Below are 26520 nucleotides of genomic sequence, written 5' to 3' on the forward strand. Positions count from 1 at the left end.
GTTGAAATGGATGGCAACAATCAAGGATGTGGCCAAGCTGGCGGGGGTAGCACTGTCCACCGCTTCGTATGCGATGAGCGGGGACAGCAAGGTTAGCGCAAAAACGAGAGAAAAAGTTCTGGCAGCAGCAAGACAGCTGAATTATCAAAAAAACGGCTTTGCCATGGATTTGAAGCGGAGCCGGACCAATACGATTGCACTCATATTAATGGATTTGTCCGGTCCTTATTATTCGGAGCTCATCCGCAGCATTCAGGATGTTGCGCTATCCAACTCCTATGACCTGATTGCCTGCAGCTCGCTGGGTGGAAAAGATTCCACGGCTGTGCGTTATTTACTCGAAAAAAGAGTAGATGGCGCTATTGTGCTGGCTCATAATATTACAGTAGATCTTCTTCATGCAGCTGCGGGTGCACGTTTTCCAATCGTCGTGATGGATCGTCTCATTTCTGGTGAAGGCCTTATTAATGTAGTGGTAGACAGCGAACAGGGTGGTTATAGTGCGACCCGTTATCTGATTGAAAAAGGTCATCATTCCATTGCTTATATTAGCGGACCTGCGAACTCTTATGACAATGCACTGCGTTATCAGGGGTATTTGCGTGCCATGCGTGAGGCGGGACTAAATGAAAAAACGAAGTGGAAGCTGAGCGGCAACTTTGTCCGTGAGGGCGGTTATAAAGCAACGAAGATGATGCTGGTGCAGGGTGAGCTGCCTTCGGCGGTGTTTTATGCCAATGACGAAATGGCAGTCGGGGGAATGAAGGCATTGGAGGAAGCCGGAGTTTCCGTGCCGGATGATCTTTCGGTCATTGGATTTGACGATATCCAGTTAGCCGAATACCTTCAGCCAAGGCTGACGACCATCCGTCAACCGATGTACGAATCCGGTTCGCTGGCCGGACATCTGCTGTTCCAAAGGTTGAACGGAGATGAGGTCAACGATTTCTACAAGCTCAAGATCGAACTGATTGAACGGAGCTCGGTTAAAATCAACAGTTAATTGGAGCTGGATGCGATAATCCCGCCGAACGCTTTGTTTTTGGCCTAGCGCGGCGGCAAGCTTCCGGTTATTTATCGGGCAAGAGAAGATTCTGGACTCCTACTGCTCCGTATTGCTGTCGAAATTAATAGAAACGTTTATGAAATAGAGACAACGCATACTAGAAAAGACCATATAAATAAAGAGATAATAGAATAGAAACGTTTCGTTTCGGTGGAGGGAACACAACCATGACTGAACATCTCTATCACAAATATGTTAAGCACATGACACTTGAAGAAAAGATAGCCCAGCTGCTGCAGCTCGCAGCCCCCTTTTATGACGAACCGGGCGATCATTCGGAAATCACCGGACCTATGGAGGAGCTCGGTATCGGCAGCGAGACCAAACTTGCGGCTGGTTCCGTACTTGGAATAGCCGGTGCAGAGAAAATGATGGCTGTGCAGAAAGAACATCTGAAGAATAACAGACTCGGCATTCCATTGCTGTTTATGGCGGACATTGTACATGGATTCAAGACGATATTTCCGATTCCGCTGGCGATCGGCTGCTCCTGGAACCCGGAACTCGCTGAACAGAGCGCAGAAATCGCCGCGCGTGAAGCCGCAGTATCAGGACTTCATGTAACTTTTGCGCCGATGGTGGATTTGGTCCGGGATGCCCGCTGGGGCCGTGTGATGGAATCAACTGGTGAAGATCCCTATTTGAACTCTGTATTTGCCAAGGCATTTGTACAGGGATTCCAAGGGGATGACCTGAGAAATGATGTTTCCCGTGTTGCAGCCTGCGTGAAGCATTTTGCAGCTTATGGACTGGCTGAAGGCGGACGTGATTACAATTCAGTCGACTTGTCGGAACGCCAGCTGCGCGAATACTACTTGCCGGCCTATAAAGCAGCGGTAGACGCAGGAGTCGAGATGGTGATGACTTCCTTTAATATTGTGGACGGGATTCCGGCTACCGGAAACAGCAAGCTGATGCGCAGCCTTTTGCGTGAAGAATGGGGTTTTGAGGGAATCGTCATTTCAGACTGGGCGGCTATTAAGGAAATTATTGCCCATGGTGCTGCCGAAGACGAAAAAGAAGCCGCCTTTAAGGCAATCTGGAGTGGCGTCGACATCGATATGATGACCACAAGTTATGTGAACCATCTGCCGGAACTGGTGGCAGAAGGCCTTGTGGATGAAGCGCTGATTGATGAAGCTGTGCTGCGGATACTGAAGCTGAAGGAAAAGCTGGGCTTGTTCGAGAATCCAATGCGTGGTGCGGATCCGGTTCTTGAACGCGAGATTGTGTTCTCCGCCGAGCATCGCCAGGTTTCCCGCAAGCTTGCCGAGAAATCCAGTGTACTGCTTAAGAACGAAGGTGTACTGCCGCTGGCGCCTGAGCAACGGGTTGCATTGATTGGTCCGTTTGCGAATAGCGGAGATATTCTGGGCTGGTGGTCGTGGACGGGTTCTAAAGAGACGGCGGTCAAGCTTGGAGAATCCATGCGTATACTCAGCGAAAATCCGGGCAATGTGATTATTGCCGAGGGAAGCGGCATCGATTCGATCAGCGAGTCTCAGCGTAATGAGGCCTTGAAAGCAGCCGCAGATGCCGATGTAATCGTGCTTGCTGTCGGTGAATCTTCAGAGATGAGCGGTGAAGGCGGCAGCCGCAGTAATATCAAATTGCCGCAGGCGCAGCTGGAACTGATTGAGCTGATGAAAGGGCTGGGCAAACCTTTAGCTGTAGTCCTGTTTAACGGCCGCCCGCTCGATCTGCATGGTGTGTATGATCTTGCCGATGCTGTACTTGAAGCATGGTTCCCGGGAAGTGAAGGCGGTGCTGCGCTGGCAGATCTGTTATACGGAAAGGTTAATCCATCCGGAAAGCTCAGTATGTCCGTTCCTTATTCCGTTGGCCAGATTCCGGTTTATTATAACTCCTTCAGCACCGGCCGTCCCAAACCGGAAGAAGAGACAGACAACCGATATATTTCCCAGTACCTTGATATTCCTAACGAACCGCTCCTTCCATTTGGCTTCGGTCTAAGTTATACGGATTTCACCTATGAGGGACTTACACTTTCAGCGGAGACAATGAAGGCTGATCAGCCGATTGAGGCGAAGGTGACTGTCACAAATACCGGGAAGATGGCTGGAACAGAAACGGTTCAACTTTATATCCGTGATGTATCGGCAGAGGTAGTCCGCCCGGTTAAAGAGCTGAAAGGCTTCAAGCAGGTCGAACTGGCTCCGGGAGAAAGCAGCGAGGTCGTCTTCCAGATTGACGAAAGTATGCTCCGCTATCACCACAGTGACTTGTCCGTAAGCAGTGACCGCGGCCAATTCAGCCTGTTCATCGGCGCTAGCAGCAAGGATGTACAGGCAGCGTCTTTCCGTTTGCTTAAATAATGCAAAATGTTAAACACAAATACTGACGAATAGCGGCAATCTGCCGCAGCAGATAAGGAAGTGAGTAGAAATGACAACTATAACAGGAACTGGCTCCAAGCTGTCGCTTCACGAGGATGGATTGACTTTTACTTTCCTGGAAAGCGGCGACCTGTACCAGGCTGTCGGCGGGACGATGATGATCAATCAGCTGCTGTCTAATAGCGTAGACGGTGCGCCCGGAAATCTTTATGCGCGTTTGCACCTGCAGGATGGCATTCAGGTCTTTCCGCTGCTAGGTGTGAAATCGAGCAGCCGTTTCCGTCAGGATGGCAAACGCCTGGTGTGGCAAGGTGAAATTACTGCGGGTCCGGATGTCCCAGGGCTATTGGCGGATATCCGTTATCAGGTGGTATTTACTTTGTCCAGCCGTGGGGTGTGGTTCTGGGAAGTGAAAGTTGAAGGCAGCAATGTGCTGCTGGATGTCATCTATAGTCAAGATGTGGGGATTGCTTCCCCCGCAGCTGTCACCAGTAATGAAGCCTATTTATCGCAATATATTGATCATGCGGTATTTGAGGATGAGAAGTATGGATATGTGGTTTGCTCCCGGCAAAATCAGCCGCAAGGCGGCAAGTTCCCATACTTGCAGCAAGGTGCTCTCACCGGAGCTACCGGGTATTCCACTGATGGATTCCAGTTCTTCGGATTATCCTACAAGGAAACCGACAAACCGGAAGCATTGTACCAGGAACAGCTGGCCAATGAGATTTATCAATATGAATTTGCCTATACGGCGCTGAAATCCGGGAAAGTTCAACTGGATGGAGCTGCACGTTTTACTTTTTACGGACTATTCCGTGAAGACCATCCCGCAGCCATTACAGAGCTGGAATTTAATTCGGCACTGCGTCAAGCGTGGGATGAGGCTGAAGCTCTGGGAGATGTTCAGGAGACGGGTCACTGGCTGAATCAGGCCTCCTTATCTTCACGTTTTGGAGCGCCGCTGCAAACTGTAGACATGCTTGAAGAAGAGCTGAACTCATTGTTCCCGCAGAGATTTGAGGAAGAACGTGATGGCGGCCAGCTGCTGGCCTTCTTTACCGGCACCTATGAGCATATTGTGCTCAAGCGCAAGGAATTGCTGGTCGAACGTCCGCATGGGCATATTCTGATGAGCGGGGACAATGCTCATCTGGGTGCTGAGGTCATGACCACAACCTCGTATATGTATGGGATTTTCAACTCCCAGGTGGTAGTCGGTAATACGAATTTCAATAAAATGATGTCCAACCCCCGTAATGCGCTGAATGTGTACAAGACTTCAGGACAGCGTATTTATGTGGAAATGGATGGACAATACCGTATGCTTACGATGCCGTCGCTATTTGAAATCGGGTTTAACTACGTGCGCTGGTACTACAAAACTCTTTCCGACACGCTTGTGATTACCAACTATACAACAGTTGATTCACCGGAAGTAAAGCTGCATGTACGATCTGTAAGCGGCCAAGCGTACCGTTTCCTCGTCAGCAACCAGATTACGATGAATGTGGCCGAGTATGAGGTGCCATACCAAATGGCTCAGGATCCGAACGGAGTGATCAGCTTCCGTGGCGAGAAGTCCGGAACGAGTGCTCAGGTATATCCGGAGCTCACTTACAAGATGTTCCTGGAGGGGGCTTCTTACCGTCTGGGAGATGAAAGTCTGCTGGCAGACGGACCGGTTCAGGGCAGTGCTTCGCTTGCTGTGCTTGAACTGGAGGAGAGCGCAGAGTGGACGCTGACACTACAGGGCTTGCTGGACGGCAAGGAACGTCCGCTCTCCAGTAAACCCGTCACAGAAGAAATCACCCGTTACCGTGAGTTTTTCTCCGGTGTCATGAATGGTTTCAAGCTGACACAGGAAAGCGGAGTCGAAGGCGGACTATTCAAAGTGAATGCGTTGGCCTGGTGGTACACTCACAATATGCTGGTCCATTACTCAGTGCCTCATGGTCTGGAGCAGTATGGCGGCGCAGCATGGGGGACGCGTGATGTGTGCCAGGGACCGGTGGAATATTTCCTCGCCACACACAAATATGAGCAGGTGCGCGAGATTCTGCTGACCGTGTTTGCCCATCAGTATGAAGATGACGGCAGCTGGCCACAGTGGTTCATGTTCGACAAATACACATCCATTCAGCAGGAAGAAAGCCACGGCGATATTATTGTCTGGCCGCTTAAAGTGCTGGGGGATTACTTGCGGGCAACCCTTGATTTTACTGTATTGGATGAACAGATTCCATATACACGCAAGCACAGCTTTGACTTTACGGAAACGACAGCTTCGCTGCGGGAACATGCCAACAAAGAGCTGGATTACATTAAATCTCACTTCCTGCATGATACGTTCCTGTCTTCTTACGGCGACGGGGATTGGGATGATACGCTACAGCCGGCGAACGCACAGCTGAAGCAGTATATGGTCAGCAGCTGGACAGTTGCGCTTACCTATCAGACAGTGCTCGGTTTATCCGGAGTGCTGCAGAGCAATGATGAAGTTTGGTCAAATGAGCTGAAGCAGATGGCGGAAGGGATCAAAAGTGATTTCAACCGTTACATGCTGGGAACAGAAGTGATTCCGGGCTTCCTGTATTTCGAAGATCCGCAGGATGCCAAGCCTATGCTTCATCCAGAAGATCAGGAGACCGGTATCCAATACCGGCTGCTGCCGATGACCCGCAGTATGATCGGCGAGCTGCTCACACCAGAGCAAATGGAGTCGCATTACAAGCTGATCCTGGAGCAATTCCTCTGCCCGGATGGTGTGCGGCTGATGAACCATCCGGCGCAATATGCCGGCGGAGTCAGCACGCATTTTAAACGGGCGGAGCAGGCGGCTAATTTCGGACGCGAAATCGGACTTCAATATGTGCATGCGCATATCCGGTTCGTAGAAGCTATGGCGAAGATCGGCAAGCGGGATCAGGTATGGAACGGACTGGCGGTCATTAATCCGATTGGGATCCGCGATGCCGTGCCGAACGCTGAACTGCGTCAGAGCAATGCCTACTTCAGCAGCTCGGACGGGAAATTTGCTAACCGTTATGAAGCGCAGGAGCGGTTCAATGAGCTGCGGAATGGTTCGGTAGCCGTTAAAGGCGGCTGGAGAATTTATTCCAGCGGTCCCGGAATCTACATGAATCAGCTGATCTCCAACGTGCTCGGTATCCGTGAGGACGGCGGTGATCTCATCATTGATCCTGTACTGCCGGATGAACTGGATGGAACCCGCTTTAACTTCGAATATGGCGGTTCACCGGTATCATTCATCTACCATTGTGCAGAAGGCAATCTCCGCTCTGTAACCGTGGGCGGCAAGGAGGTTCAGGCCGAACGGCTTGCCAACCCTTATCGTCTTGGAGGATTGCGGATCAAACAGGCAGACTTTGAAAATCTGCGCACAGCAGATGGTACTGTAGTCGATATTTATATGTAACAACAAGAAGAGGCCGCTGCTGAAGCGGCCTCTTTGCTATTCACAATTATTCAGCTGTTAAGTCATCAATTCCAGAACCTTCGTTGAAAGCATCTCGAGTTCATTTGAAATAATCAAGGCTCATCGCCTCGCGGACTTCGTTCATCGTTTCCTGGGCCAGAGACCGGGTATGGCGGGTGCCGGCCATTAGAATGTCATCGACAAGCTTCGGTCTGGCCGCATAGTAGGCCCGGCGTTCCCGCATCGGTGCCAGAAGCATTTCCAGCGCGGAGGTGATCCGTTCTTTGCAGGCCGAACATCCGATGGTCCCGCGTTCGCAGCCTTCGCGGATTTCAGCGGCGTCTTGCGGAAGAAAGGCCCGGTGATAAGCATAAATTGGACAGATATCCGGATGCCCGGGATCATTTTTATGAACGCGGGCAGGATCTGTCACTGCTCTTTTTATTTTGTGGGCAAGGTCTTCCGTTGAAGCATCGAGCGTTATGGCGTTGCCGAGGCTTTTGCTCATTTTCGCGTTGCCGTCTGTGCCAATCAGCCGGGGTGTTTCACTGATCAACGCCTGAGGTTCCACAAATATAGGCTTATACAGCTCGTTAAACCGGCGCACAATTTTACGGGTCAGCTCCAGATGCGGCAGCTGATCCTCACCAACGGGAATGATGGTGGCTTTGCAAAAGGCAATATCGGCCGCTTGGCTTACCGGATAACCGAGGAAACCATAATACATTTCATCCAGACTGCTGTTTTTCGATTCTGCTTTTACTGTTGGATTGTGCCGCAGGTTATTCACCGTAACAAACATAGAGAAGAAGATCGTCAGCTCGGCGATTTCCGGAATCATGGACTGTACATAAAGGGTTGTCTTGCCGGGGTCAATGCCTGCAGACAAATAATCGAGCATAATCTCGCGGATATGGCTGCGGATCAATTCGGGTCTATCGAAATGGGTTGTCAGTGCTTGAACATCTGCCAGAAACACATAGGATTCATATTGATCTTGTAAAATAACCCGGTTCTGCAGGCTGCCGGCGTAATGGCCAAGGTGAAGTTTGCCGGTAACCCGATCTCCTGTGAGTACACGTTCTTTCATCGTTAAAAAACCTCCTGGTATAATGTTGTTGTGTAAATATTATAAATCGCCACCACCAGCCATCCTCCATGGCCATCACCCCCTTATCAATACAAAAAAACTCCGTCCCATAAGGACGAAGTTGTCGTTGTACCACCTTAAATGACCGTCTTGCTGCATGAATTGCAAGCGTTCCAGTCTTCGCTATACGGTGCGGAGATCGCTGAATACATGATCTCGAGACCGCTCCCTTGATAACGGCGGGGTGCCCGGCATTTCCCTACAACATCGTAGCCGACGGTTCGGGAAAGCAACTCCAAAGTCCATTCGATCATATGCCGGACACCGGTTCGCAGCTACCACCGGCTCTCTGCAAGTCCGCTCACATATGTCTACTTACTCTTCTTCTGCGTTATTGATGATATATATGTATATTATTACCTGATCCCTGGAGATCGGTCAATGCTTTATTAGATTGGGGCAGGAAAAAGTATCAATTGTGATAAGTTATTTATAGACAATAAATGAAGAGGGATGCAATTATATAAATATTCAGCTTCAAAACAATCGGAGTGGTGAAAAGATGAATTTGGATGCCGTTTTTACACAGATGCCTATTCTTAGTTCGGATAAAATGGTGTTGAAGAAGATCGGAACGAATAATCTGGATGAGGTATTCGAGATTTACAGCAATGATCATGTATTTGAATACTGCGGCATTATTCCCAAACATAATAAAGAAACCGTGAAAAACATGATCGGACATTTTGAGCGGGATTTTCTGAAGCGGTCAAGGGTTAAATGGGGGATATTCAGCTGTAATGATAATGACAAATTGCTTGGTATTATCGAGGCATTTGATTTTAATCAGAAAGTAAATATGGTATCGGTCGGCTATTTTTTGGAGCAAGGCCATTGGGGGAAAGGCATTGCTTCAGAAGCGTTATCCCTATTGATAAGTTATTTGTTTAATGATGCGGATATCAATAGGATTCAAGCTGAAGTAATGCCCCCCAATAGGGCTTCCAAAAAGGTGCTGCTGAAAAACGGCTTCATGAAAGAAGGGACTTTGAGACAAGCCAGTGTATGGTCAGGCAAAGGAATCGTCGATCTTGAAGTGTACAGCATCCTGAAAGATGACTACATTAAATGGTATATGGGATCAGAAGTTCCAGATCCACAATAGAATGGAAGCAAACTCAAGGTTTTTTCACTTCGATTTTTGGCAGATCAAAGCTCCAGTTCACATCGGTGAATTTTTTATCCGTTATGACCCGGCGGAGCGTCAGCTCCTCGGGCAGTTCAGTCATGCCTTTGGCTATAAGATAGGCTTCATTTGCATGATTGCCCGTCTCGCCGAATATGACTTTCTCATCCATAGTGTAACCACCTCTAAAAATAACTTTGTATTCTTTTCCTTGACCATCGAGGGCGACCCACTTGTCATTGGCAAATCTGTTGGTGAATTCGCCGCTGACCGACATCCAGCCGGATATTCCCGGTTCATCCTTGATTTCCTTGATCTCCATCTTGTTCACCTTCAGCACATCACCTTGAGCACTAAATACTGCGGGTTTCTCATTAAGCTCATGAGGATGGAACGTCACTGAATCGTTAGACTTGACGGGACTATTGTAACCATCCAGGATGAACCGTACTTGCCGGCTGTCATATGGAAGGCTCTTGAAATAGTAGGTCCAGTGCAGCTTGCCGGCTTGTTCTGTTGGTCTGACAGTGTAGCCGAAGGAAGTGTCGATAATACCTCCGGAGATGTAACTGTTGATTCTTGAAAGTTCTTCACCTTTCTCATCCACAAAATGGAACATGACCCCGAAATCGTGGCTAAAATTAGTTAAATTGGCAGAAATAAGGCTGGCTGCCTCTCCAGTAAGCGAGGTGTTGAATTTCAGTGTGACACCTGCAGGTGTATGCATCACTTGATCCATCTCCAGCTTCATCCCATCCGGAGTAGTATAGACATGGTCCTTCAAATCTGTGGTTACTGTTAATGCCTGCGCTGCGGTCATATCCGCTTCATAGCTGAAGCTCCAGTCCCCGGCTATCACCTTGTTTGTCTCCAGTTCATGAATATTACCTTGAATAACTACGGTGCTTCCGGGTGCTTCATCGGGGAATACGTAAGTCAGCAGAAGGGAGGCCTGATCCGGGTTTCCATAAGTATTCTTGTCCATGCTCATGACCGATTTAAGTTCTCCGATACTTTCGCCTGCTTCATTCCGGATTTCCAGCTGGCTGGCATTAAATCTGGACATTGCGTCTTCCGAGGCAAGTCCGTTTTCATCCATGATAGTGATGTTGAGCACCAAACGGGTAGGATCAGCCACTACGTCCTGCAGGACTAAGGTATAGCCTTTATCGCTTTTCTCTATGTCAGGCTGCTGCACCACACCGAGTATTTTGGCGTCCAGCAGACCAAGCTCTGCCCACTGGTTGGCAAGGAGGAACGGTTTCTGTGGAGGGGTGGATAACGTCTCTGAGACTGTACCTGATCTGCCAATGAAAAACAGTAATGAAGCAATTCCTATCACTGCAGCAACAGAGCTGCCCCACTTTAAACCTCTTTTTAGGGTGCGGCCCGTTTGCATTCCGGATATCTCGGATAATTTTTGCCCGGAGGCGGGCTGTATCTCTGTATTGCGAACTTGTTCCATAACGCGCTCTGTGAAATCATCAGCTAGATTAGAGCTTGTATACAATTGTGAATCCGTCAGTAGATCGTTATCAGTGCCGGACAAGTCATTGTGATTGGTGTAAGCCCATTTTTTCATTGGAACCCTCCCTGGATTTCGACCATTGTTTCTTCAGCTTTTGACGGGCGCGGTGGAGACAATTTTTGACCTGGTGCATAGGCATTCCCGTTATCGCTGAGATTTCCTCATAGGATAATTCATTGGTATAGCGAAGCAGCAGTACAATCCGGTATCGCTCTGGAAGCTTGGCCAATTTCCGGTGCATTTCAAGCTCGTCTTCCTTACGCATATACTGCTCTTCAGGGGTTGGCCCGTGATCCTTCTCCTCCAGTAAGTTGCTTGTTAGGCCAGGGGATTTCCGCCTTTTCAGTGACCTGAAGTGGTTGATCGCAATGGCGTACAGCCAAGCGGCAAAGCTTGATTGGCCATGATGCTCGCGGAGTTTCTGGTATGCTTTGATAAATGTTTCCTGGGCCAAATCCTGTGCATCCTGGTGACTGGCGCCCATACCGAGCAGCAGACCATACAAGCTCGACTTGTATTTGTCTACGAGTACCGCAAAGGCCTCCCGGTTGCCCTGCAGCACTTCGGCAATGATTTGTTTGTCGTTTTCCTGTGCCTTCATCCAGTGCCTCCCATTAATTTATTTGTATATAAGACGCACCAGCGCCACAATATTTCTCACTTTTTATAAAAAAGAAAGATTATGTTCAGATCATACTACACATTGCAGGGGGAAGAGAGAATGAAACAAGACGAAGCAATCCGTCAGGTAGGCTTGGCTGTAAAGGATGATCCGGCAGTCAGGGCGGTATTTCTGAAAGGTGCACATGCCAGAGGACAGCAGGATGTTTACTCGGATGTTGATTTGTACTGTTTGGTCCACAGCGAGGGCTTGACGGATTTTTTAACGCGCAGAATATCCTATATGGAGAGCTATAAACCGCTGATATTCTGGTCGGAAGCTAACTTCGTAGGACCACAAATTGTTGGCGTGTTTGAAGACGGTCTGCATTTCGATCTTTATACAGTGACTGAGGAGAGTCTGAAACAAACCGAGCAAATCCTTGTCCTGCATGATCCCGAGGGATGTCTTGCCAACTACAAAGCAGAGAGCTTCCCCATGTCGGATGTAGAGATTACGAGAATCCTTTCCGGTTTCACTTTCAGTCTTCTGGAATTTGAAACCGCGTATCTCCGCGGCGATTTGCTCTGGGCACACCGGCTTGGCAGTCATCTGGCGGCAGATCTAATGATAGTTCTGCGGCATGTAGCAGATCCTTCTACAGCGCAGCTCGGCATTAAGAGATTGCATCACAAACTCAGTCCACAGCAACTGGATGAGTTAACAGGAGCGTTAAATGCTCTTGGACCGGACGCACTCCCTTCAGGTGTCCAGAAGCTGGTGGACCTCGCTGTGGTGTTGATTGCAGACTTGACCGAACGGCTGTCAGAGAACTGGAATCAGCGTTTTTTCGATTTTATGGTCAAACGGATCTATGCACTATCGTAACAAAACAGATACAGCGAACAATATTTGAATGTGAGAAAAAAGAAGGATAATGACTACTCTTGTCGAATTATAAATTTAGATAGATAATAAATACCAAAATATGTTTGTGATTCGGAAGCGCCAGCTGATGAACAAAGGCAACTCCGCCGAAAGGCGGAAGACGCAAAGCCACCGGTCTAAACCGCTCACGAAAGCGGCATGACAGCGGGGACGCTCATGTAGTTTGGTTTTTTGTTGTCTAAATACAACAAAAGGAGAATAAAAAAACATGTTTTTGAAGATTCGCCACAAAATAAGGCCAGGTTTAGCGTTTATTCTGGCTGCGGCCTTGGCTGCAGGACCCCTGATTGCTACTCCGGTCCACGCAGCTGCGAAGTACACTTTTACAGATGTCAAAACTGCATATAACATGCCGCTTGACTACAACTACAAGTTCACGGGTGACACGATCGCTTCACTGGAGAAGGATAGCAAAGGGGCTTATCAGCTGTACTTACATAACTGGAAGAAGAAGACGACGGAGAAAGTCACTTCTACTAACACGTTCAAAACGAACCTGCAGCTCCTGGGAGACAGTGTTTATTATTATGAGTCTACAATTGAAGTGACTAAACGAATTAATATCTACCCGAAGAAGCTGGTACAGTACAATTTGAAAACAAAAAAAACAAGCGAGCTTCCGCTGGAAGTGAAAACTCCGGAATTACTGGGTGTGGGTGACAAATATTATGCACACAGCAGTGGCTCAGATTTTTACTTCACTAACAAAACGACGCTGGAAACTCAGACCATCAATGATCTCGGTTTTGATCAGGTCCACCAGTTTGTAGATGACAAGTTCATCTATAGCAAATGGGACACCGGCACGTTGTATCTGTATGATCTGCCAAGTTCAAAAACAATTGAGCTTTACAAGCTGAAAGAAAATGAATCCTTCAACCTCGTAGCTTCGAATGGTAAAGATATTGTCTGGATGATTGACTCCAAAGAAGTGGATGCTGCCGGCAAGACCAAAAATTATTTCATTTATATGACGATGGACCGCAGTAAAGCCGGAGCTCCGGTTAAAGTATTGCTTAAACGTGAATGGGTAAATGGCGACCGGAATGATCTATTAATCGTGGGTGACAATTATGCGGTGTTCTCGGAAATGATGAACAATAAACTGGTAGCCCGCGGAGTGAACCTCCGAAACGGGGAACTCTTTTTGCTTGGGGAACGAAACCGCAGTGCGGACAATTTTGTGTATTTCAATAAAGACACACTGATCTCACGCGACGCAAATGACTATATTGTGCTTCGTACAATAGTCAGAACGCCATAAATGAATTTTCAGAAACTATCAAAAAAACAGTGCAATTTGACGATAGTAGTAAAGCGGTAAATTTTGGGTATGAACCTATTTCCAATGAATCCCGCAACCGCAAATTGAAAAAAAACAACTAGAGGAGTGTCGTTAAAAAATGATCGCAGAAACTAAAATGTACCCGGAATTCAACACCATCTTCATCAGCTTGCATGGATTTGCCGAATTGGCTGAAACGGTAAAAGAAGTGGAAATATTCGAGGCGTCCATGCCGACTTTGCCGATCCACGAGATGTCTCTGATTATTGACTGCAACGATATGGCGCCCTTCAAGCCGGAGATACTACCGGTTCTGGAACGCTGCTATGTGCTGTATAACGGTTTTAAACATGCGGTTCTGGTGAATCCGAAGAAAGTAGTAGCCAAATCTCAATTACAGAGAGTAGCTCCAAGCGCCGGATTTAAAGGACATTTTGTGGATACGGTGGAAGAGGCTTGGGCAATCGTTAAATCCTAAATCGTATATCCTAAATCTAAAGCAGAGGGTGGTCAACCATGGCTAATGTCAAAATAGTAAGCACCGAAGTGTACCATCCTGCCTATAAGATCAGCAATGAGGAATTGGCTCTGCAGGCCGGATCTTCAGCGGACAAGCTTATCGGCATTTGGGAGTTCTTTGGCCGTAAGGATCGTTATTACGCGGCGGACTATGAAGAGAGCACGCTTTATATGGCTATTGAAGCATCCAAAAAGCTATTGAAGAGCTGTGGGCTCAGCGGAAGCGATTTGGATATGATCGTATTCTCCTCAGGAACACATGATTTCAGCGCTCCGACAGATGCTGCATTTGTGCATCAGGCGCTGGAGGGTAAAGATTCCTGCATTATCTATGACAGCAATGCCAACTGTGTAGGTATGGTTGTCGCTGCTGACCAAGCAGCCCGATCCATGATATCCACTCCCAGAGTGAGATACGCACTCATTGTAGGGTCGGAGCAGATTGCCCGTTTCTACAAAGAAGGGGACCTGGCGTCCAAGGGCCTTTGCGGAGATGCGGCCTGTGCGGTTCTGCTGGAGAGAGTGGAGGATACGGATTCCGGTCTGATAGATTCGGCGTACTACACCAATACGCAGAAGGCGGAGGATATGCAGTTCCCTGCCGGAGGCATGACGCAAATGTACGGAGAACATCTGTCGCTTGAAGATAAGAAAATCTATCTTCATCCGGAGTATAACGTCAATGTGGCTTTCCCGACAGCAGTATCCAATATTGAACAGCTGCTTCAGGAACATGGATATACAAAAAGTGATGTGAAGCACTATATCCTTAGTCAGTTAAACTTGAGTGTTATTAAAGATATCGCGGGCAAGCTGGACGAGGAGCTCGTTAAATTCCCTTACATTGGGGATATTTATGGCTACACAGGCACAAGCAGTCCGTTTATCACCCTTCACCATGCGATTAAGGACGGGACGTTGGTACCCGGCGACTTGTTCTTTATGTGGTCGGTAGGCGCGGGTATTACGAGTTGTGCTACCCTGTGGAGACTCTAACATCACCACTACAGTAATGGAACGCGATAGAAAAACAACGAAAGCCTGCGCCTTGGTGCAGGCTTTTTTGTGTATTTTTCCCGGGGCGAGCCATCTATATAGATTGAACATGAGAATTACATGTAGGGAAAAGTGGCGGAGGGGAATTTTGGAACTGGAGGAGCGATAGCGTCCGCCTGAAAGCTTTCCGCAGGAAAGCTCTCTTCGGAAGCGTGGGCAAGGTTTGGATTTCTACCGCGATTCGCGGTTAAATTCAGGAAATCCAAACCTAACAGCGGCCGGAAGTCCAAATATTCTCTGTAGTCACGACCAACCCCAAAATAGAAGAATTATAAGTTCAATTAATATAGTCTTTATTTAAGAATTCAATAATCAACTCTATAAATTCAGCAGGCTGCTCAAGATGCGGATAATGGCCGCATTGACGCAGCTGAACTAGTTCTGAAGCTGGAATATTCTTATGTACGTAACTGCAGATCTGCTTGTTGAAGGGCAAATCCAGCCCGGCTTCCATAACAAGGGTTGGATGACTGATTTCATTTAAGCGACTGTAGGCCGGAGGCATTAGAGGACGGTGCAAATTGGGTTTACCTTGATAAAAGACTTCATTACTGACATAAAGCTCTTTGAATTGAGCCCGAAGCGTCTGATCTTGTGGAACGAGGTAGTGCCAGAAGCTGTTCTTCATAAAATGCTCCGCAGCCTTGTTAATTCCAACCCGGCGGACTCTCAGGAAATCCTTCATGCCTTCCCAGGACAGCCGCAAGGGATACTTGGCACCGTTAACAGAAGGAGCAACAAGGATTAGCTTGCTGACACGATCCGGATAGGCCAGAGCGAAGTCAATCGCAGCACTTCCTCCAAAGGAAGAGGCAACAACACTGGCACGGGTAATCCCAAGATGATCCAGAACGGATTTCAAGTCCTGATAATAGGAGAAGGGAGTGGTGATAGCGTCGCTTTGTCCATATCCTCTCTGATCATACCGGATCACCTGATAAGCTTGAGCCAGTCTTTCCACATGGAGATCCCACACCTTGAGGTTGGAGTAGCCGCCATGCAGCAGCACAAGCGGTTCACCTGTTCCTTGTACATCGATGTTAAAGTTTACACCCTGGATGTTATGCAGTTCACTCTGATTCACTTTTTTCACTCCCTCGTTAACGCTGTTGATTTAACCATTCAATTGATTCTTTGCACCACTGCAGTCTAGCTTCGGTTGACAGGATCCCATAGTTCAAGGTTAACATCCACATCGGTAAATCTTCCGGCGATTGCTTCTGTGTTATTAATGCACGCTGTTGTTCACGGTAAACCTCCATGGCATTTGTGAGCTCACCCAGCTCATGTTCGAACAAACCTCTAATGACTTCTCTATCCTGAGGGGTTGCAAAAAAAACCTTAAGCAGCAATTCATCCCGGTAGTTAAGGGCGCCGATGGGGGCGGACAGCCATTCCCGGAAATGATCCATGCCTTCAGGCGTAATCTGATACTTCTTCTGCCCGCGTGTTTGATTGGGTGTGCTGGCTTCCACAGCATATCCTTGAGCAACAAGCTCCTTCAAAGCAGGATAAATCTGCCCGTAACTTTCACTCCAGAAATGATGAAGCGAGCCGCTGAAATGCTTCTTGATGTCATATCCGGAATAGACTCCTTTCGTTAAAACACCCAGAACTGCGAACATTGTATTTCCTGATTTGGCCATAACCCTCGCTCCTGACTATAATATATCTTTTAGATATGTAACTATTAGATATATCATACAGCGTTGATCTTATAATTTCAACCCTTACAAGCCATCTCATCGGCACAAAAAAACAGAGCAGCGGAGGTTGTGCCTGCCGTGCTCTGTTGTGTTATTTAATGAATTTAGCTTCTAAGACCTGCTGCTGCATTTGTTATTCTGTCAATTGGGCGGCAATAATTTTACCCAGAGCTTTTTCAGCGGCTATCATTTCCAATGGAGGTGGATTCATATAGAGGCAGCTCGACTCTTATCTCTAGCATCCCATCCTGTATGGAGGCACTGGTGCTGCCGCCCGATTGTTCCGCAAGCAGCCGGACAATGGACAAGCCCAGTCCTGTAGTTGCGCCTCTTGCTTGATCTGCGGTATAGAAACGTTCAAATATACGCTGTACATCAATAGCAGTAGCATCCTTCACTGGATTTCTGAAGACGATAGCCGCTTGTTGACCAGCAAGTATCTGTACTTCCACAGTTCCGTCCGAGTGGGTGACACAGTTGCGGATCAGGTTCTGGACCATCCGTACGACCATTTTCTTATCGGCAAAAGCAAACACTGGCGCAGCATCTACAAGATGCACCGCCAGATGTCTTTGCTCAAATTCAGTGATGGATTCCGCCAGGCATTCTGTCACAAGGTTTGTCAGATGGATGCGCTTCTTGTCAGGCACCGGCTCCGCATTTTCCAAATAGGCATATTCGAAAAACTGTTCAATTAACGCTCCCAGCTTATCGGCATGTTTTTGAGCCGTTTGAAGTTTGCGCTGCTGATCCTCAGACAGTCCGCCTGTATCCAATAGCTGCTGATAGCCTTTTATCGCGGTAAGCGGTGTGCGCAGATCATGCGAGAGATTCGCAATCAGCTCCTTGAATCTTTTTTCTTCCAGAATGCTGTCCAGACGCAGGTTCTCTTCCACCTTTAAGGATTTGTTGATATTAGCTGTTAAGCGGTTCAACTCGGGGTTGATGAGCTCCAGACTGAGCGGCTGACGTGATTGTATGCCCAGCCGCTTATCCAGCTGCCGGTTGATGCTGCGCAATTGCAGATGAAGAACAACAATATACAGGATGAGCATAACTACACAACACCCCAGGAACCCTGCTGCAATTGCCAACATCATCACCAGCCTTTCTGCTATTTCATTTCCGATTTTCTGAATGCGCTATAGGAGACAGCTAACATCAGGGCGATAAAAGCCAGGCTGACCGCTGTGGCCTTGAACAGTTCCCCGGCACTTGCATCCAGAGTCACCACCGTATAACCCGAGGCGAAAGGAGTATAGGAGAACAATTTTGCCACCGACGGAAGATTGTTCCCCAGACCCAGGGACTGATCCAGAAGCATAGTACCGCCAAACCCGATGCCGACAACAAGTGAAGACTTCTTCAGTACAAAGGAAGACAGGATGCAAATGCTCAGCCGCGCAGCATATACCGTCAACAGGGTCAGCATGACCGCGATCAGCTTCAGCAGGGACTCAGCATCAAAGGGAATGCCGGACTTGTTGTCCAATATTTGCAAAAACACCGAAGCGGCATAAGGTGTACTGAACTTTTCACCTGTACTGAAAGCAATGCTGGTGATCACAATGTAGGGAAGCAGCAGAACGGCAGTAGCTATGAAATACACAATTGCCTTACTGAGCATAACCTTAAACCGGCTATGGCCGCGTGAAATGGCATCCTGTATGGTTCTATGCTCAAAATCTCCGCAGATGAAGCTGCCTGCAAGGAACGAGCCTAGAAGGGTCAGAATGAACAGATCGGATAAGCTGAAGGTGAGCGAACCCAGCTCTGCAGGCATCTGGCCTTGCCCAATCCAATAGGAAATCAGATTCATTCCTAAAGCACTTATAAATGACAACAAGCTGGAAAGTATAAACGCCTTGGATTTGCGCAGCTTGTACCAATCGGCGCGGATCAGATTAAGCATTCCGGTCACCCCCAATAACCGAAATAAAATAATCCTCAAGGGTATCTCCCTCGATACTCAGGCTAGTAACCACGATCCCATTGTCAAAGAGAGTGCGTGCCACCCGTTCCTTTTCATTTAAATAGTCGTACAGCTTGACCGTCTGATCCGGCATAACCTTGTAGTTGCCGGTGTGCAGCTGCATTTCCAGAATACTGACCAGCTTCTCCGGCTGATCACAGCTGATCCGCAGATGATGCTTGCAGCTTTCCTCAAGCTCTGCGAGGGTGATCGATTGTTTGAGTTCCCCTTGATGGATAATAAAATAGTCGGTCGCCACTTGATACAGCTCCGGCAGATTGTGGCTGGAGATGAGGATAGTCATTTGCCGTTCCTCGCACAGCTTGATCAGCAGCTTGCGTACCTCAACCACTCCCAAAGGGTCAAGCCCATTAATCGGCTCATCGAGGATCAGCAGCTCGGGGTCGCCGAGCAGAGCGATGGCAATCCCGAGCCGCTGCTTCATGCCGAGCGAGAAGTTTTTGGACTTTTTCTTTCCTGTACCGCTGAGGCCAACCAATGCCAGCAGCTCATCTTCCAGGGTCTCGCTGGGGATACCGCGCATGATCCTATGAAAGGTGAGATTTTGCTTTGCCGTCATATGCGGGGTTAGCGCAGGATGCTCAATCATACAGCCCAGTCTTTTTCGTTCCGCCTGCAGCGCCGTTTCGCCGTTTTGGCCAAATAGCTCAATACTTCCAGAGGAAGGGAAAGCGAGTCCGGCTACAATACGCATTAATGTGGATTTGCCGGCACCGTTTTGCCCGATTAAACCGTAAATCCGGCCGGCTTCCATCGTAAGGGACAGATCCTTAAGTGCATTTGCACCTTTGTAGCTTTTGGTCAAACCTTTTGTTCGCAGCACATATTTGTTCATCATGCCCACCAATCCTTTCTGGCTATAGTGTAAAGGCGGCAGGTTTAGAAAAGGTTAAGCGGATACAAGTAGTCGAAAAACTGCCGGAAAACTACAGGGAACAGCGTTTACTCCTTGTACAGGCGGTAGCCGAGGCCCCATACCGTTTCTATGTATTCTATAGCCGGGTTTGCTTTTTTTAGCTTGCTGCGCAGATTGCTGACATGAGTTTTGACCGTCTGCTCATCCCCTGCATCATCATCCGGCCAGAGCGTTTCGTACAGATTCGCCTTGGTGAACAGCTTGCCGTGATGCTTCAGCAGCAGTTCCAGGATCATATATTCTTTGGCAGTCAGATCTATTTCGCTTTCATTTACCGTAACCCGTTTAGTCTGGTCGTCCAGTGACAGATCTTTATACCGGAACCGATTTTTTTGCTGTTGCTGTGAACGCCGCAGATTCGATTCTACCCGTGCCACAACTTCGCTTAAGTCAAAGGGCTTTGTAATATAGTCATCCGCCCCCAGCTTTAGCAGGTCGATCTTCGTACCCACCTTATCCTTGGCGGAAATTATGATCACGGGTGTTTCCGAAATACCACGGATTTCTTTAAGGAGCTCATCCCCGTTTAAGAATGGAAGCATAATGTCCAGCAAAATCAAATCATAATGTGTATTCCTAATTTCTGTTAATCCGTCAGCGCCGGTAAAAAGTGATTTCGCCTGATATCCCGCTCCCTTTAATGCTTCGGCCAGCATTAGATTGATATCCTCATGATCTTCAATAATCAGAATAGTCCCCACAGCCCTATGCTTCCTTTCTGTTTTCAATTCCTTACATACATAACACAGGGTTTCCCTTGGTGGCAACTGTTTTGACTGGAGATGGTATAATAATACAAGTGCGCATAAATGTGCGCCAACGATTTGGTATAGGGGTGAGCAGAGTGCTGGAACGCTCAATGGAAAATATCATGGGTTCAGGAAGGGAAAGGAGGGATGCGCAAAAAAAACAAATGAAATGAGGATGATTATGAGATGAACAGAGGACAAGTGATAAGCAATGACGGTGTTAAACTGAATTATGTTGTACAAGGAACCGGGCCAAAGATATTGGTTATAGGCAGCAGCGTCTATTATCCGCAACTCTTCTCGGCAGAGTTATTTGCACAATTTCAGTTTATATTCCTTGATCATAGAGGTTTTGCCAGTCCGTCTGCAGCCTTGAAGCCGGAGCAGTACCGGCTGGACCGGGTGCTGGATGACCTCGAGCTCGCAAGGCAGCAGCTTGGCCTGAGTGATGTGGTCATAATGGGGCATTCGGGGCATGCTTTTATGGCGCTGGAGTATGCCAGGAAATATCCGGAGCAGGTTCACAAAGTAATTCTGCTGAATTCAGCCCCAAGCAATAGCCGGGAAAGGCAAAGTCAGAGCACTGCATTTTTCAATGAGACTGCAAGTCTGGAGAGAAAGACAGGATTCGAACAGGACATGGCTCTGCTAGAAGGCGACATCAGGCTAGACCCGGAACGCCGCTTCGTTCACATGTGTATTCGAATGGGTGCACAGAGCTTCTACGACTATTCCTTTGATGCAGCCTATATGTGGGAACAGGTACAAACAAATATGCCGGTTATGGATTATTTGTGGGGTGAGGTATTTGCCGGGATGAATCTGCTGCAGATGCTGAAGGATGTCAGCATGCCGGTTTTTATCGGGCTGGGAAGATATGATTATCTGGTTGGGCCTGTTTCCTTATGGGAGGCTATCGACGAGACATATCCCCATGTAAAGAAGGTAATCTTCGAGCACAGCGGACATAATCCGATGTTTGAACAACCGGAGCTGTTTAATCAAATATTAATAGAGTGGATGACACAGGAGTAAGCTTTGTTTAGATACGCTATATGAGTTGAACTAAAGAACTACCAAGAGGCTAAAGCAACGGAGGGGAATTTTGGAACTGTAGGAGCGATAGCGACCGCCTTTGTCTCCGGATTTCAACCGCAAATGGCGGTATAAATCAAGAAATCTGGGGACAACAGCGGCCGAAAGTCCAAACATTCACCGCAGTTGCGTTCTATGCCGGCTCGGTAAAACTAAAGTTTAACTTATATAATCGTTTGAAAAAAGGATCAGAGAAGATCGCCGACGGCGAACTTTCCTGATCCTCTTTACGATTCCGGTTGCTTAAAGTTGACCTAAAAATCCATCCATATAGGCATAAAACTCTTCCTTGTTACTGAGATGCACATTATGGTCGGGATGGGACATTTCATAGGCAAGACCATTCGCTAGCAGGGACTGCATTTTGTTATAATCCTCGTCTGGTACGCCCTCACTGTTCTTAGCTCTAATCAGTAAAACGGGACACTTGATCTCCGGCAGCAGGTGATACCAATCTGCATTGTAATGAATGTTGGCAGCCATCGCCTGGGGACTGAACATCATCTGGTATCCATCGACGGTTTCGATCAGACTGTTCATGAAATATTGATAGCTAAGCTCCGATTCCATGGCCTGCCGGATATAGTCCATCGCTTCGTTTAGGCTGGAGAAGGGCAGCGGCCAATCCTTGGTTACAGGCTCAACACATGGTAGCTGATCTAATGGCAGCAGGCTTGGCGTGGCAGGCCCGGCTGGGGATTTATCCAATATCGCTAAGGCTTGTATGTAATTTGGGTACATGGCTGTCAGATATCCGGCTACCCTCCCGCCCATAGAATGGCCTACCAGAATGATCGAATCGATTTTCAGATGATCCAATAGTTCAACAATGTCCCCGGCCATTTCTTCACCCGTATACTTGGATACAGGTTTGCTGCTTAGTCCGTGACCTCTTTGATCGGGGGCGATAATTCTGTATTGTTTGCCGTAATGCCGCATGAAATCAACCCACGTTTCTGCTCTGCCCCATCTGCCGTGGAGACAAAGAATGACCGGACCTTCCGTACGTGTATCCAGATAAAACATTTCCAGACTGTTCAGCTTAGCCAGGTTTCTGTAGATTTTTGGATGCTCCAGCTTTTCCTCTAAGATTGAATCCCGCATAATTAACCTCCAAGCGAATCTAATGTATTTGGATGAATTATACCATATGAACTAAATAAAGGGAACATATGTTTCTTTTTTTTATGCGATTACTCCCAGTAGGGTGTGCATGTGAACAGAAATTGTTCTTTGTTAACATAATGCTTAAACTCTCTGGAGGCCAGTCTTTGAATATGCTCCGGCAGCCAATCCTTGGCATCAGGCAGCCCTATCCAGAAATTCATGGTTTCAAGCTGTGCGGCTACAAAAAAAACCTCCAACAGCTCAATGTGATTAGGCGGCAGCATAAAATGACCGGAGTAGGATTTCAATAATTGTTCCCTGAATGCCGGGTGAATATAGGAGAAGGTCCACCCCAGATCAAACAGGAAATACCCGAACCCACAGGCACCAAAATCAATAGGGCGGCATTCTTGGTTATAAAAAATAAAATTGCTGGGGATCAGGTCAGCATGAATGATTCCCCAATAATTTGGCGTGGTATCGAGGGTATTCATCCTGTTCATCACAAGTTGGCCTGCTACTGTAAGCAGCTCTGCATTTTCTCTTTCGATTATCCCTGCCTTACCCCAATGATGAAGCTTATCAAGCGCTTGCCCGATCCGCTTTCCATCATAGACCGGTCTTGTGAACTGTTCAGGTACAGTCCATGAGAAAGCCCGCTGATGCAACTTTCCTATCATTTCACCTATCCGTCCGGCGTCTTCCACGGTAGTAATGAATTGTTGTTGTTCCCCTTCCAGCCATTCAATAAGTGTACACTTCACTCCGTCTACATCCGTCACCAATTCGCCATGATGATTCCGGCAGGGTGCTGGTGCAGTTAAGTCTGTCCCCGCCGACTGGGCCTCTAACCATATCATTTCCGAGCGGAGCGTTTCCGGTGAGGTCCAATCACTGTCCATGGTTTCACTTTTTGCTGCATGAATTCGCAGGCTATAACCGTTGTTGCGGGTATCCACAATTTTAAAAACCTGGCTTGCACTTTGTCCGACAAAATGAATAGACGCTACTTCTATGCGATACTGCTGTAAAGCTGCTTCTGCCAATGCGAGCATAGTGTTCAAAAGCTTCCCTCCAATAAAAGGTATTATAATTCCTTATTTTAACAGGATTCTTTGCTTCTTTTCCGGGAATTAACGCTTATAAATAAACTGTCCCAAATATAGCGTGTGTTAAAAAGTGGAACTTCTGGTAGACAAAACGGTCTACAAGTTGTAAACTGTGACTATATTAGTCTACAGCTTGTAGACCCAAAGGAGTTCTGCAGAATGGATAAAATCAGACTGACGGAGATGGAAACTAAATTTGCGGACCTCATCTGGAGCCATGAGCCAGTCCCGTCGGGCGACCTTGTGAAGCTATGCGAATCTGAACTGAACTGGAAAAAATCGACGACCTATACGATGCTGAAACGTCTGGAGAGCAAAGGGGTTTTTAAAAACAAAGAGGGTATGGTGGCAGCGCTCATCTCCAAAGATGATTTCTATGCCCAGCAGAGCAAGCAGTTTGTAGAGGAGACCTTTCAGGGATCGTTGCCGAAGTTTCTGGCCGCATTCACAAGAAGCCGTAAACTGAGCGACACAGAGATTGACGAGTTTCTAAAAGTGATTCAGGATCATAAGGAGGAATAGCGGTGGAATCGCTGTTTTTGCAACTTTTGAGTATGAGCCTTACCGGCAGCTATGTCATCGTGTTTGTGATTGTGGCCCGGCTGCTGCTTAGAAAAGTTCCCAAGGTTTTCTCTTATGCCCTGTGGTCAGTGGTGTTGTTCCGGCTCGTATGCCCGTTCTCCTTCGAAAGTGTATTCAGCCTGATTCCTGCCAAAGCGCAGGAGATCCCGCTTCAGCGGATCGCCACACAGCCGCCCCAGATTCCAAGCGGATTAGCCGGAGGCGGGCAAGCATTAAATAACCTGCTGGCTGAACCTGCAACTGCCGCTGCATCTGTGGTGGATACAAGTACTGCTGCCGATACGAATATCTGGTTGCTTGTGGGCCAATATGTATGGCTGTTTGGGATTGCGGTGCTGCTCCTCTACAGCATTAGGGCAACGGTCCGGTTAGTTCGGAGCTTGAAACCTGCACAGCAGATCAGCGGAAATATCTACGAGATGAAGGGACTCGCAACCCCATTTGTGTTCGGGGCAATCAGGCCCAAGATTTATCTTCCGGCAGAGCTTGGAGAACATGAGCGGGGGTATATTCTGAAACATGAACAGGTGCATATCAAAAGACTTGACCATCTGATCAAACCTTTAGCATTTGCTGTATTATGCATACATTGGTTTAATCCGCTGGTCTGGATAGCTTTTGTTCTGATGAGCGAGGATATGGAGCTGTCTTGCGATGAAAGTGTCATCCGGCAGCTGGGCAGCGGCATCAAAAAGGATTATTCCACTTCACTTTTAACACTTTCGGCGGGCAGACGGTTCATAGGCGGTTCACCGCTTGCCTTTGGTGAGAATAACACGAAAGGACGCATTCTCAATATCCTGAACTACAGGAAACCCGCGTTCTGGGTAGTTAGCCTTGTTATTATTGTCATTGCTGCTGTCAGTGTGGGTCTTATGAGTAATCCGAGACAAACCACATTAACTGAACGGGATTATGCCGAGCAGTTCATTAAAGAGGAAATTGCGGGTTTTGCCAGCAATGAGGCAAATGAGTTCAAAATTGTGGACAGCAGCATCACGAAGTTTGAAAAGCTGGCAGAGTTTGATAATCTGATGCCTGCTTCTTTGCAAATCTGGCACCTGGAGTATCGCCTGAAGCCTGATGATCCGGCTAAAGTAAGTGGGGCATTTGATCTGAAAGACGGAATGCTTATCGAAGAGGGCAGCATGGGCGATCCGATAATGGTTTTTTCCTATGAACAGGATACTCCGAATTATTTGGGCTCATTCCGGAGCGCAGAATATGATTTAAGTACAATTGCCGGCCAGGAGACCGCACTTCGTGTATTCCTTGAAGGCAAACAGCTATTATCTCATGAGACCTATAGCGGGAAGCATATTCTGGTCAAATTTCCACTGACCCTGGGGGAGACCAGCCAGCTGCTGTTATCACAGCCCGCGCAAGCAGGGGATAAAGGAATTTGGGCCGTTGAACGCTGGAAGGATACCCGTGGCAATGAGTACTACCATACTCCGCAAAGTGATCTCCCGCCCGCAGAATATTATGACCGTTTGCAGGCACAAGCTGATCAGGGGGAGGAGGCCTGGCTTCTTGATCCTCAGCAGGTGGCCATTCGGTATATCAAAACTTTTATCGGGCCAACGGTTGCCAAGGATAAGCTTGAGGTGGATTATAATGCAACAGCAGCAGACTTTGCCGTCACTCCGGAAAGCACTACTTTAGGATATGTTCTGAACTTCAGCTTGGACAGTGAATCCTTTGATTTTGACAATGTTGAGTGGCTGACACTTGAGGATTCTGCGCGGTTTAAGGATTTGAATATTACGGAGGAAAACTTGCCGGGCGGATTCTATATTCTTAACAAATATACAATTACAGACCCCATGAAAGTAACCGGTGAAACGAAGTATAGCCTCCTTGACCAGGAGAACTGGGGCTCTTATAAAGACGTAACCAAGCAGGAATTTATTGAATTTCTCAATCAATACTCTGACAATTCGCCCTTATGCAAAGTTACTTACAAGGATGATTTTGTTACCGGCATTTCTGAGGTGTATCTGCCATAATCTAAACCTTTGAATATTAGATTCAAAAACAGGCCGTCTTCCAGTTTTGGGAGGGGGTCTGTTTGCTGTTGAATGTGCGTTATGCGCAGAGTTGGGTGATTTCTTTGCATGTTTCGGTTGACCTTAGGTCAGACCTAAGGTTTATAGTAGAGATATCCAAAAGAGACAAAGGAGCCCCG

Annotated in this window: 23 protein-coding genes and 1 riboswitch; of the genes, 11 read left to right on the top strand and 12 right to left on the bottom strand. The window is 47.6% G+C overall.

The features are described from left to right. Nucleotides 1-10 precede the first annotated feature (10 nt). The 3 genes from H70357_RS15135 (at nt 11) to H70357_RS15145 (ending at nt 6862) form a co-directional block, all read left to right on the top strand. Complete coding sequence (locus H70357_RS15135) at nt 11-1003, top strand: LacI family DNA-binding transcriptional regulator (RefSeq protein ID WP_038590962.1); 993 nt, start codon at nt 11-13, stop codon at nt 1001-1003. A gap of 230 nt (nt 1004-1233) precedes the next feature. Continuing rightward, nucleotides 1234-3402, top strand: a complete 2169-nt coding sequence (gene bglX, locus H70357_RS15140; protein WP_038590965.1) for a beta-glucosidase BglX — start codon at nt 1234-1236, stop codon at nt 3400-3402. 70 nt (nt 3403-3472) lie between these two features. Then, nucleotides 3473-6862 carry a GH36-type glycosyl hydrolase domain-containing protein gene (locus H70357_RS15145; protein ID WP_038590968.1) on the top strand — a complete coding sequence of 1130 codons (3390 nt, stop codon included), beginning with the start codon at nt 3473-3475 and terminating at the stop codon, nt 6860-6862. A 100-nt stretch (nt 6863-6962) separates the two neighbouring features. On the opposite strand, the gene trpS is transcribed toward H70357_RS15145, so the two are convergent. Together trpS and H70357_RS35875 are read right to left on the bottom strand one after the other, a co-directional pair. Next, a complete protein-coding gene (trpS, locus tag H70357_RS15150) occupies nt 6963-7952 on the bottom strand; it encodes a tryptophan--tRNA ligase (RefSeq protein WP_038590970.1) in 990 nt (329 codons plus the stop codon). Between the two features lie 137 nt (nt 7953-8089). After that, the gene (locus H70357_RS35875; protein ID WP_156130869.1) at nt 8090-8266 is read right to left on the bottom strand and encodes a hypothetical protein; all 177 of its coding nucleotides are present in this window, start codon (nt 8264-8266) and stop codon (nt 8090-8092) included. Nucleotides 8267-8514: 248 nt separating this feature from the next. Between H70357_RS35875 and H70357_RS15155 the strand changes: the two genes are divergently transcribed. After that, nucleotides 8515-9117, top strand: a complete 603-nt coding sequence (locus tag H70357_RS15155; protein ID WP_038590972.1) for a GNAT family N-acetyltransferase — start codon at nt 8515-8517, stop codon at nt 9115-9117. Nucleotides 9118-9130: 13 nt separating this feature from the next. Here the strand turns inward: H70357_RS15155 and H70357_RS15160 are convergent, their stop codons facing one another. Beyond that, a complete protein-coding gene (locus tag H70357_RS15160; RefSeq protein WP_038590974.1) occupies nt 9131-10720 on the bottom strand; it encodes a DUF4179 domain-containing protein in 1590 nt (529 codons plus the stop codon). Further along, nucleotides 10689-11267, bottom strand: a complete 579-nt coding sequence (locus H70357_RS15165) for a sigma-70 family RNA polymerase sigma factor (protein WP_038590977.1) — start codon at nt 11265-11267, stop codon at nt 10689-10691. The genes H70357_RS15160 and H70357_RS15165 overlap by 32 nt, the downstream gene beginning before the upstream one ends. Before the next feature lie 120 nt (nt 11268-11387). On the opposite strand from H70357_RS15165, the gene H70357_RS34350 reads away from it, so the two are divergent. The 4 genes from H70357_RS34350 (at nt 11388) to H70357_RS15185 (ending at nt 15015) form a co-directional block, all read left to right on the top strand. Then, nucleotides 11388-12155: an aminoglycoside 6-adenylyltransferase gene (locus tag H70357_RS34350; protein ID WP_052092043.1), complete on the top strand. Its 768-nt coding sequence runs from the start codon at nt 11388-11390 to the stop codon at nt 12153-12155. Nucleotides 12156-12281: 126 nt separating this feature from the next. Next, a riboswitch (cyclic di-GMP riboswitch) is annotated at nt 12282-12373 on the top strand. A 50-nt stretch (nt 12374-12423) separates the two neighbouring features. Then, nucleotides 12424-13479 carry a hypothetical protein gene (locus H70357_RS15175; RefSeq protein WP_038590980.1) on the top strand — a complete coding sequence of 352 codons (1056 nt, stop codon included), beginning with the start codon at nt 12424-12426 and terminating at the stop codon, nt 13477-13479. A gap of 139 nt (nt 13480-13618) precedes the next feature. Further along, the gene (locus H70357_RS15180) at nt 13619-13978 is read left to right on the top strand and encodes a hypothetical protein (RefSeq protein ID WP_038590982.1); all 360 of its coding nucleotides are present in this window, start codon (nt 13619-13621) and stop codon (nt 13976-13978) included. A 38-nt stretch (nt 13979-14016) separates the two neighbouring features. After that, complete coding sequence (locus tag H70357_RS15185; RefSeq protein WP_038590985.1) at nt 14017-15015, top strand: ketoacyl-ACP synthase III; 999 nt, start codon at nt 14017-14019, stop codon at nt 15013-15015. Between the two features lie 337 nt (nt 15016-15352). Here H70357_RS15185 and H70357_RS15190 read toward each other — a convergent pair whose 3' ends face one another. From H70357_RS15190 to H70357_RS15215, 6 genes are all read right to left on the bottom strand, one after another. Next, nucleotides 15353-16159: an alpha/beta fold hydrolase gene (locus H70357_RS15190; RefSeq protein ID WP_052092044.1), complete on the bottom strand. Its 807-nt coding sequence runs from the start codon at nt 16157-16159 to the stop codon at nt 15353-15355. Nucleotides 16160-16175: 16 nt separating this feature from the next. After that, the gene (locus H70357_RS15195) at nt 16176-16721 is read right to left on the bottom strand and encodes a PadR family transcriptional regulator (protein ID WP_038590988.1); all 546 of its coding nucleotides are present in this window, start codon (nt 16719-16721) and stop codon (nt 16176-16178) included. A 236-nt stretch (nt 16722-16957) separates the two neighbouring features. After that, entirely contained in the window at nt 16958-17881 is a 924-nt protein-coding gene (locus tag H70357_RS15200; protein ID WP_081965809.1) for a sensor histidine kinase, read from the bottom strand. Between the two features lie 14 nt (nt 17882-17895). Beyond that, entirely contained in the window at nt 17896-18693 is a 798-nt protein-coding gene (locus H70357_RS15205) for an ABC transporter permease (RefSeq protein WP_038590991.1), read from the bottom strand. Further along, nucleotides 18686-19612 carry an ABC transporter ATP-binding protein gene (locus H70357_RS15210; protein ID WP_331281764.1) on the bottom strand — a complete coding sequence of 309 codons (927 nt, stop codon included), beginning with the start codon at nt 19610-19612 and terminating at the stop codon, nt 18686-18688. Before H70357_RS15210 ends, H70357_RS15205 begins: the two co-directional genes overlap by 8 nt. Before the next feature lie 104 nt (nt 19613-19716). Continuing rightward, on the bottom strand, nt 19717-20391 hold the full coding sequence (locus H70357_RS15215) for a response regulator transcription factor (RefSeq protein ID WP_038590995.1): 675 nt from the start codon (nt 20389-20391) through the stop codon (nt 19717-19719). 234 nt (nt 20392-20625) lie between these two features. On the opposite strand from H70357_RS15215, the gene H70357_RS15220 reads away from it, so the two are divergent. After that, on the top strand, nt 20626-21474 hold the full coding sequence (locus tag H70357_RS15220; protein ID WP_038590997.1) for an alpha/beta fold hydrolase: 849 nt from the start codon (nt 20626-20628) through the stop codon (nt 21472-21474). Between the two features lie 303 nt (nt 21475-21777). On the opposite strand, the gene H70357_RS15225 is transcribed toward H70357_RS15220, so the two are convergent. Both H70357_RS15225 and H70357_RS15230 read right to left on the bottom strand, forming a co-directional pair. Continuing rightward, nucleotides 21778-22638 carry an alpha/beta fold hydrolase gene (locus H70357_RS15225; protein ID WP_197073692.1) on the bottom strand — a complete coding sequence of 287 codons (861 nt, stop codon included), beginning with the start codon at nt 22636-22638 and terminating at the stop codon, nt 21778-21780. Between the two features lie 89 nt (nt 22639-22727). Then, on the bottom strand, nt 22728-23696 hold the full coding sequence (locus tag H70357_RS15230) for a phosphotransferase enzyme family protein (protein WP_231578483.1): 969 nt from the start codon (nt 23694-23696) through the stop codon (nt 22728-22730). A 213-nt stretch (nt 23697-23909) separates the two neighbouring features. Between H70357_RS15230 and H70357_RS15235 the strand changes: the two genes are divergently transcribed. Together H70357_RS15235 and H70357_RS34355 are read left to right on the top strand one after the other, a co-directional pair. Then, on the top strand, nt 23910-24272 hold the full coding sequence (locus tag H70357_RS15235) for a BlaI/MecI/CopY family transcriptional regulator (RefSeq protein ID WP_038591003.1): 363 nt from the start codon (nt 23910-23912) through the stop codon (nt 24270-24272). 2 nt (nt 24273-24274) lie between these two features. After that, nucleotides 24275-26341 carry a M56 family metallopeptidase gene (locus tag H70357_RS34355; protein ID WP_052092045.1) on the top strand — a complete coding sequence of 689 codons (2067 nt, stop codon included), beginning with the start codon at nt 24275-24277 and terminating at the stop codon, nt 26339-26341. Nucleotides 26342-26520: the final 179 nt, after the last annotated feature.

The sequence above is a fragment of the Paenibacillus sp. FSL H7-0357 genome (assembly GCF_000758525.1).
Classification (GTDB): domain Bacteria; phylum Bacillota; class Bacilli; order Paenibacillales; family Paenibacillaceae; genus Paenibacillus_AQ.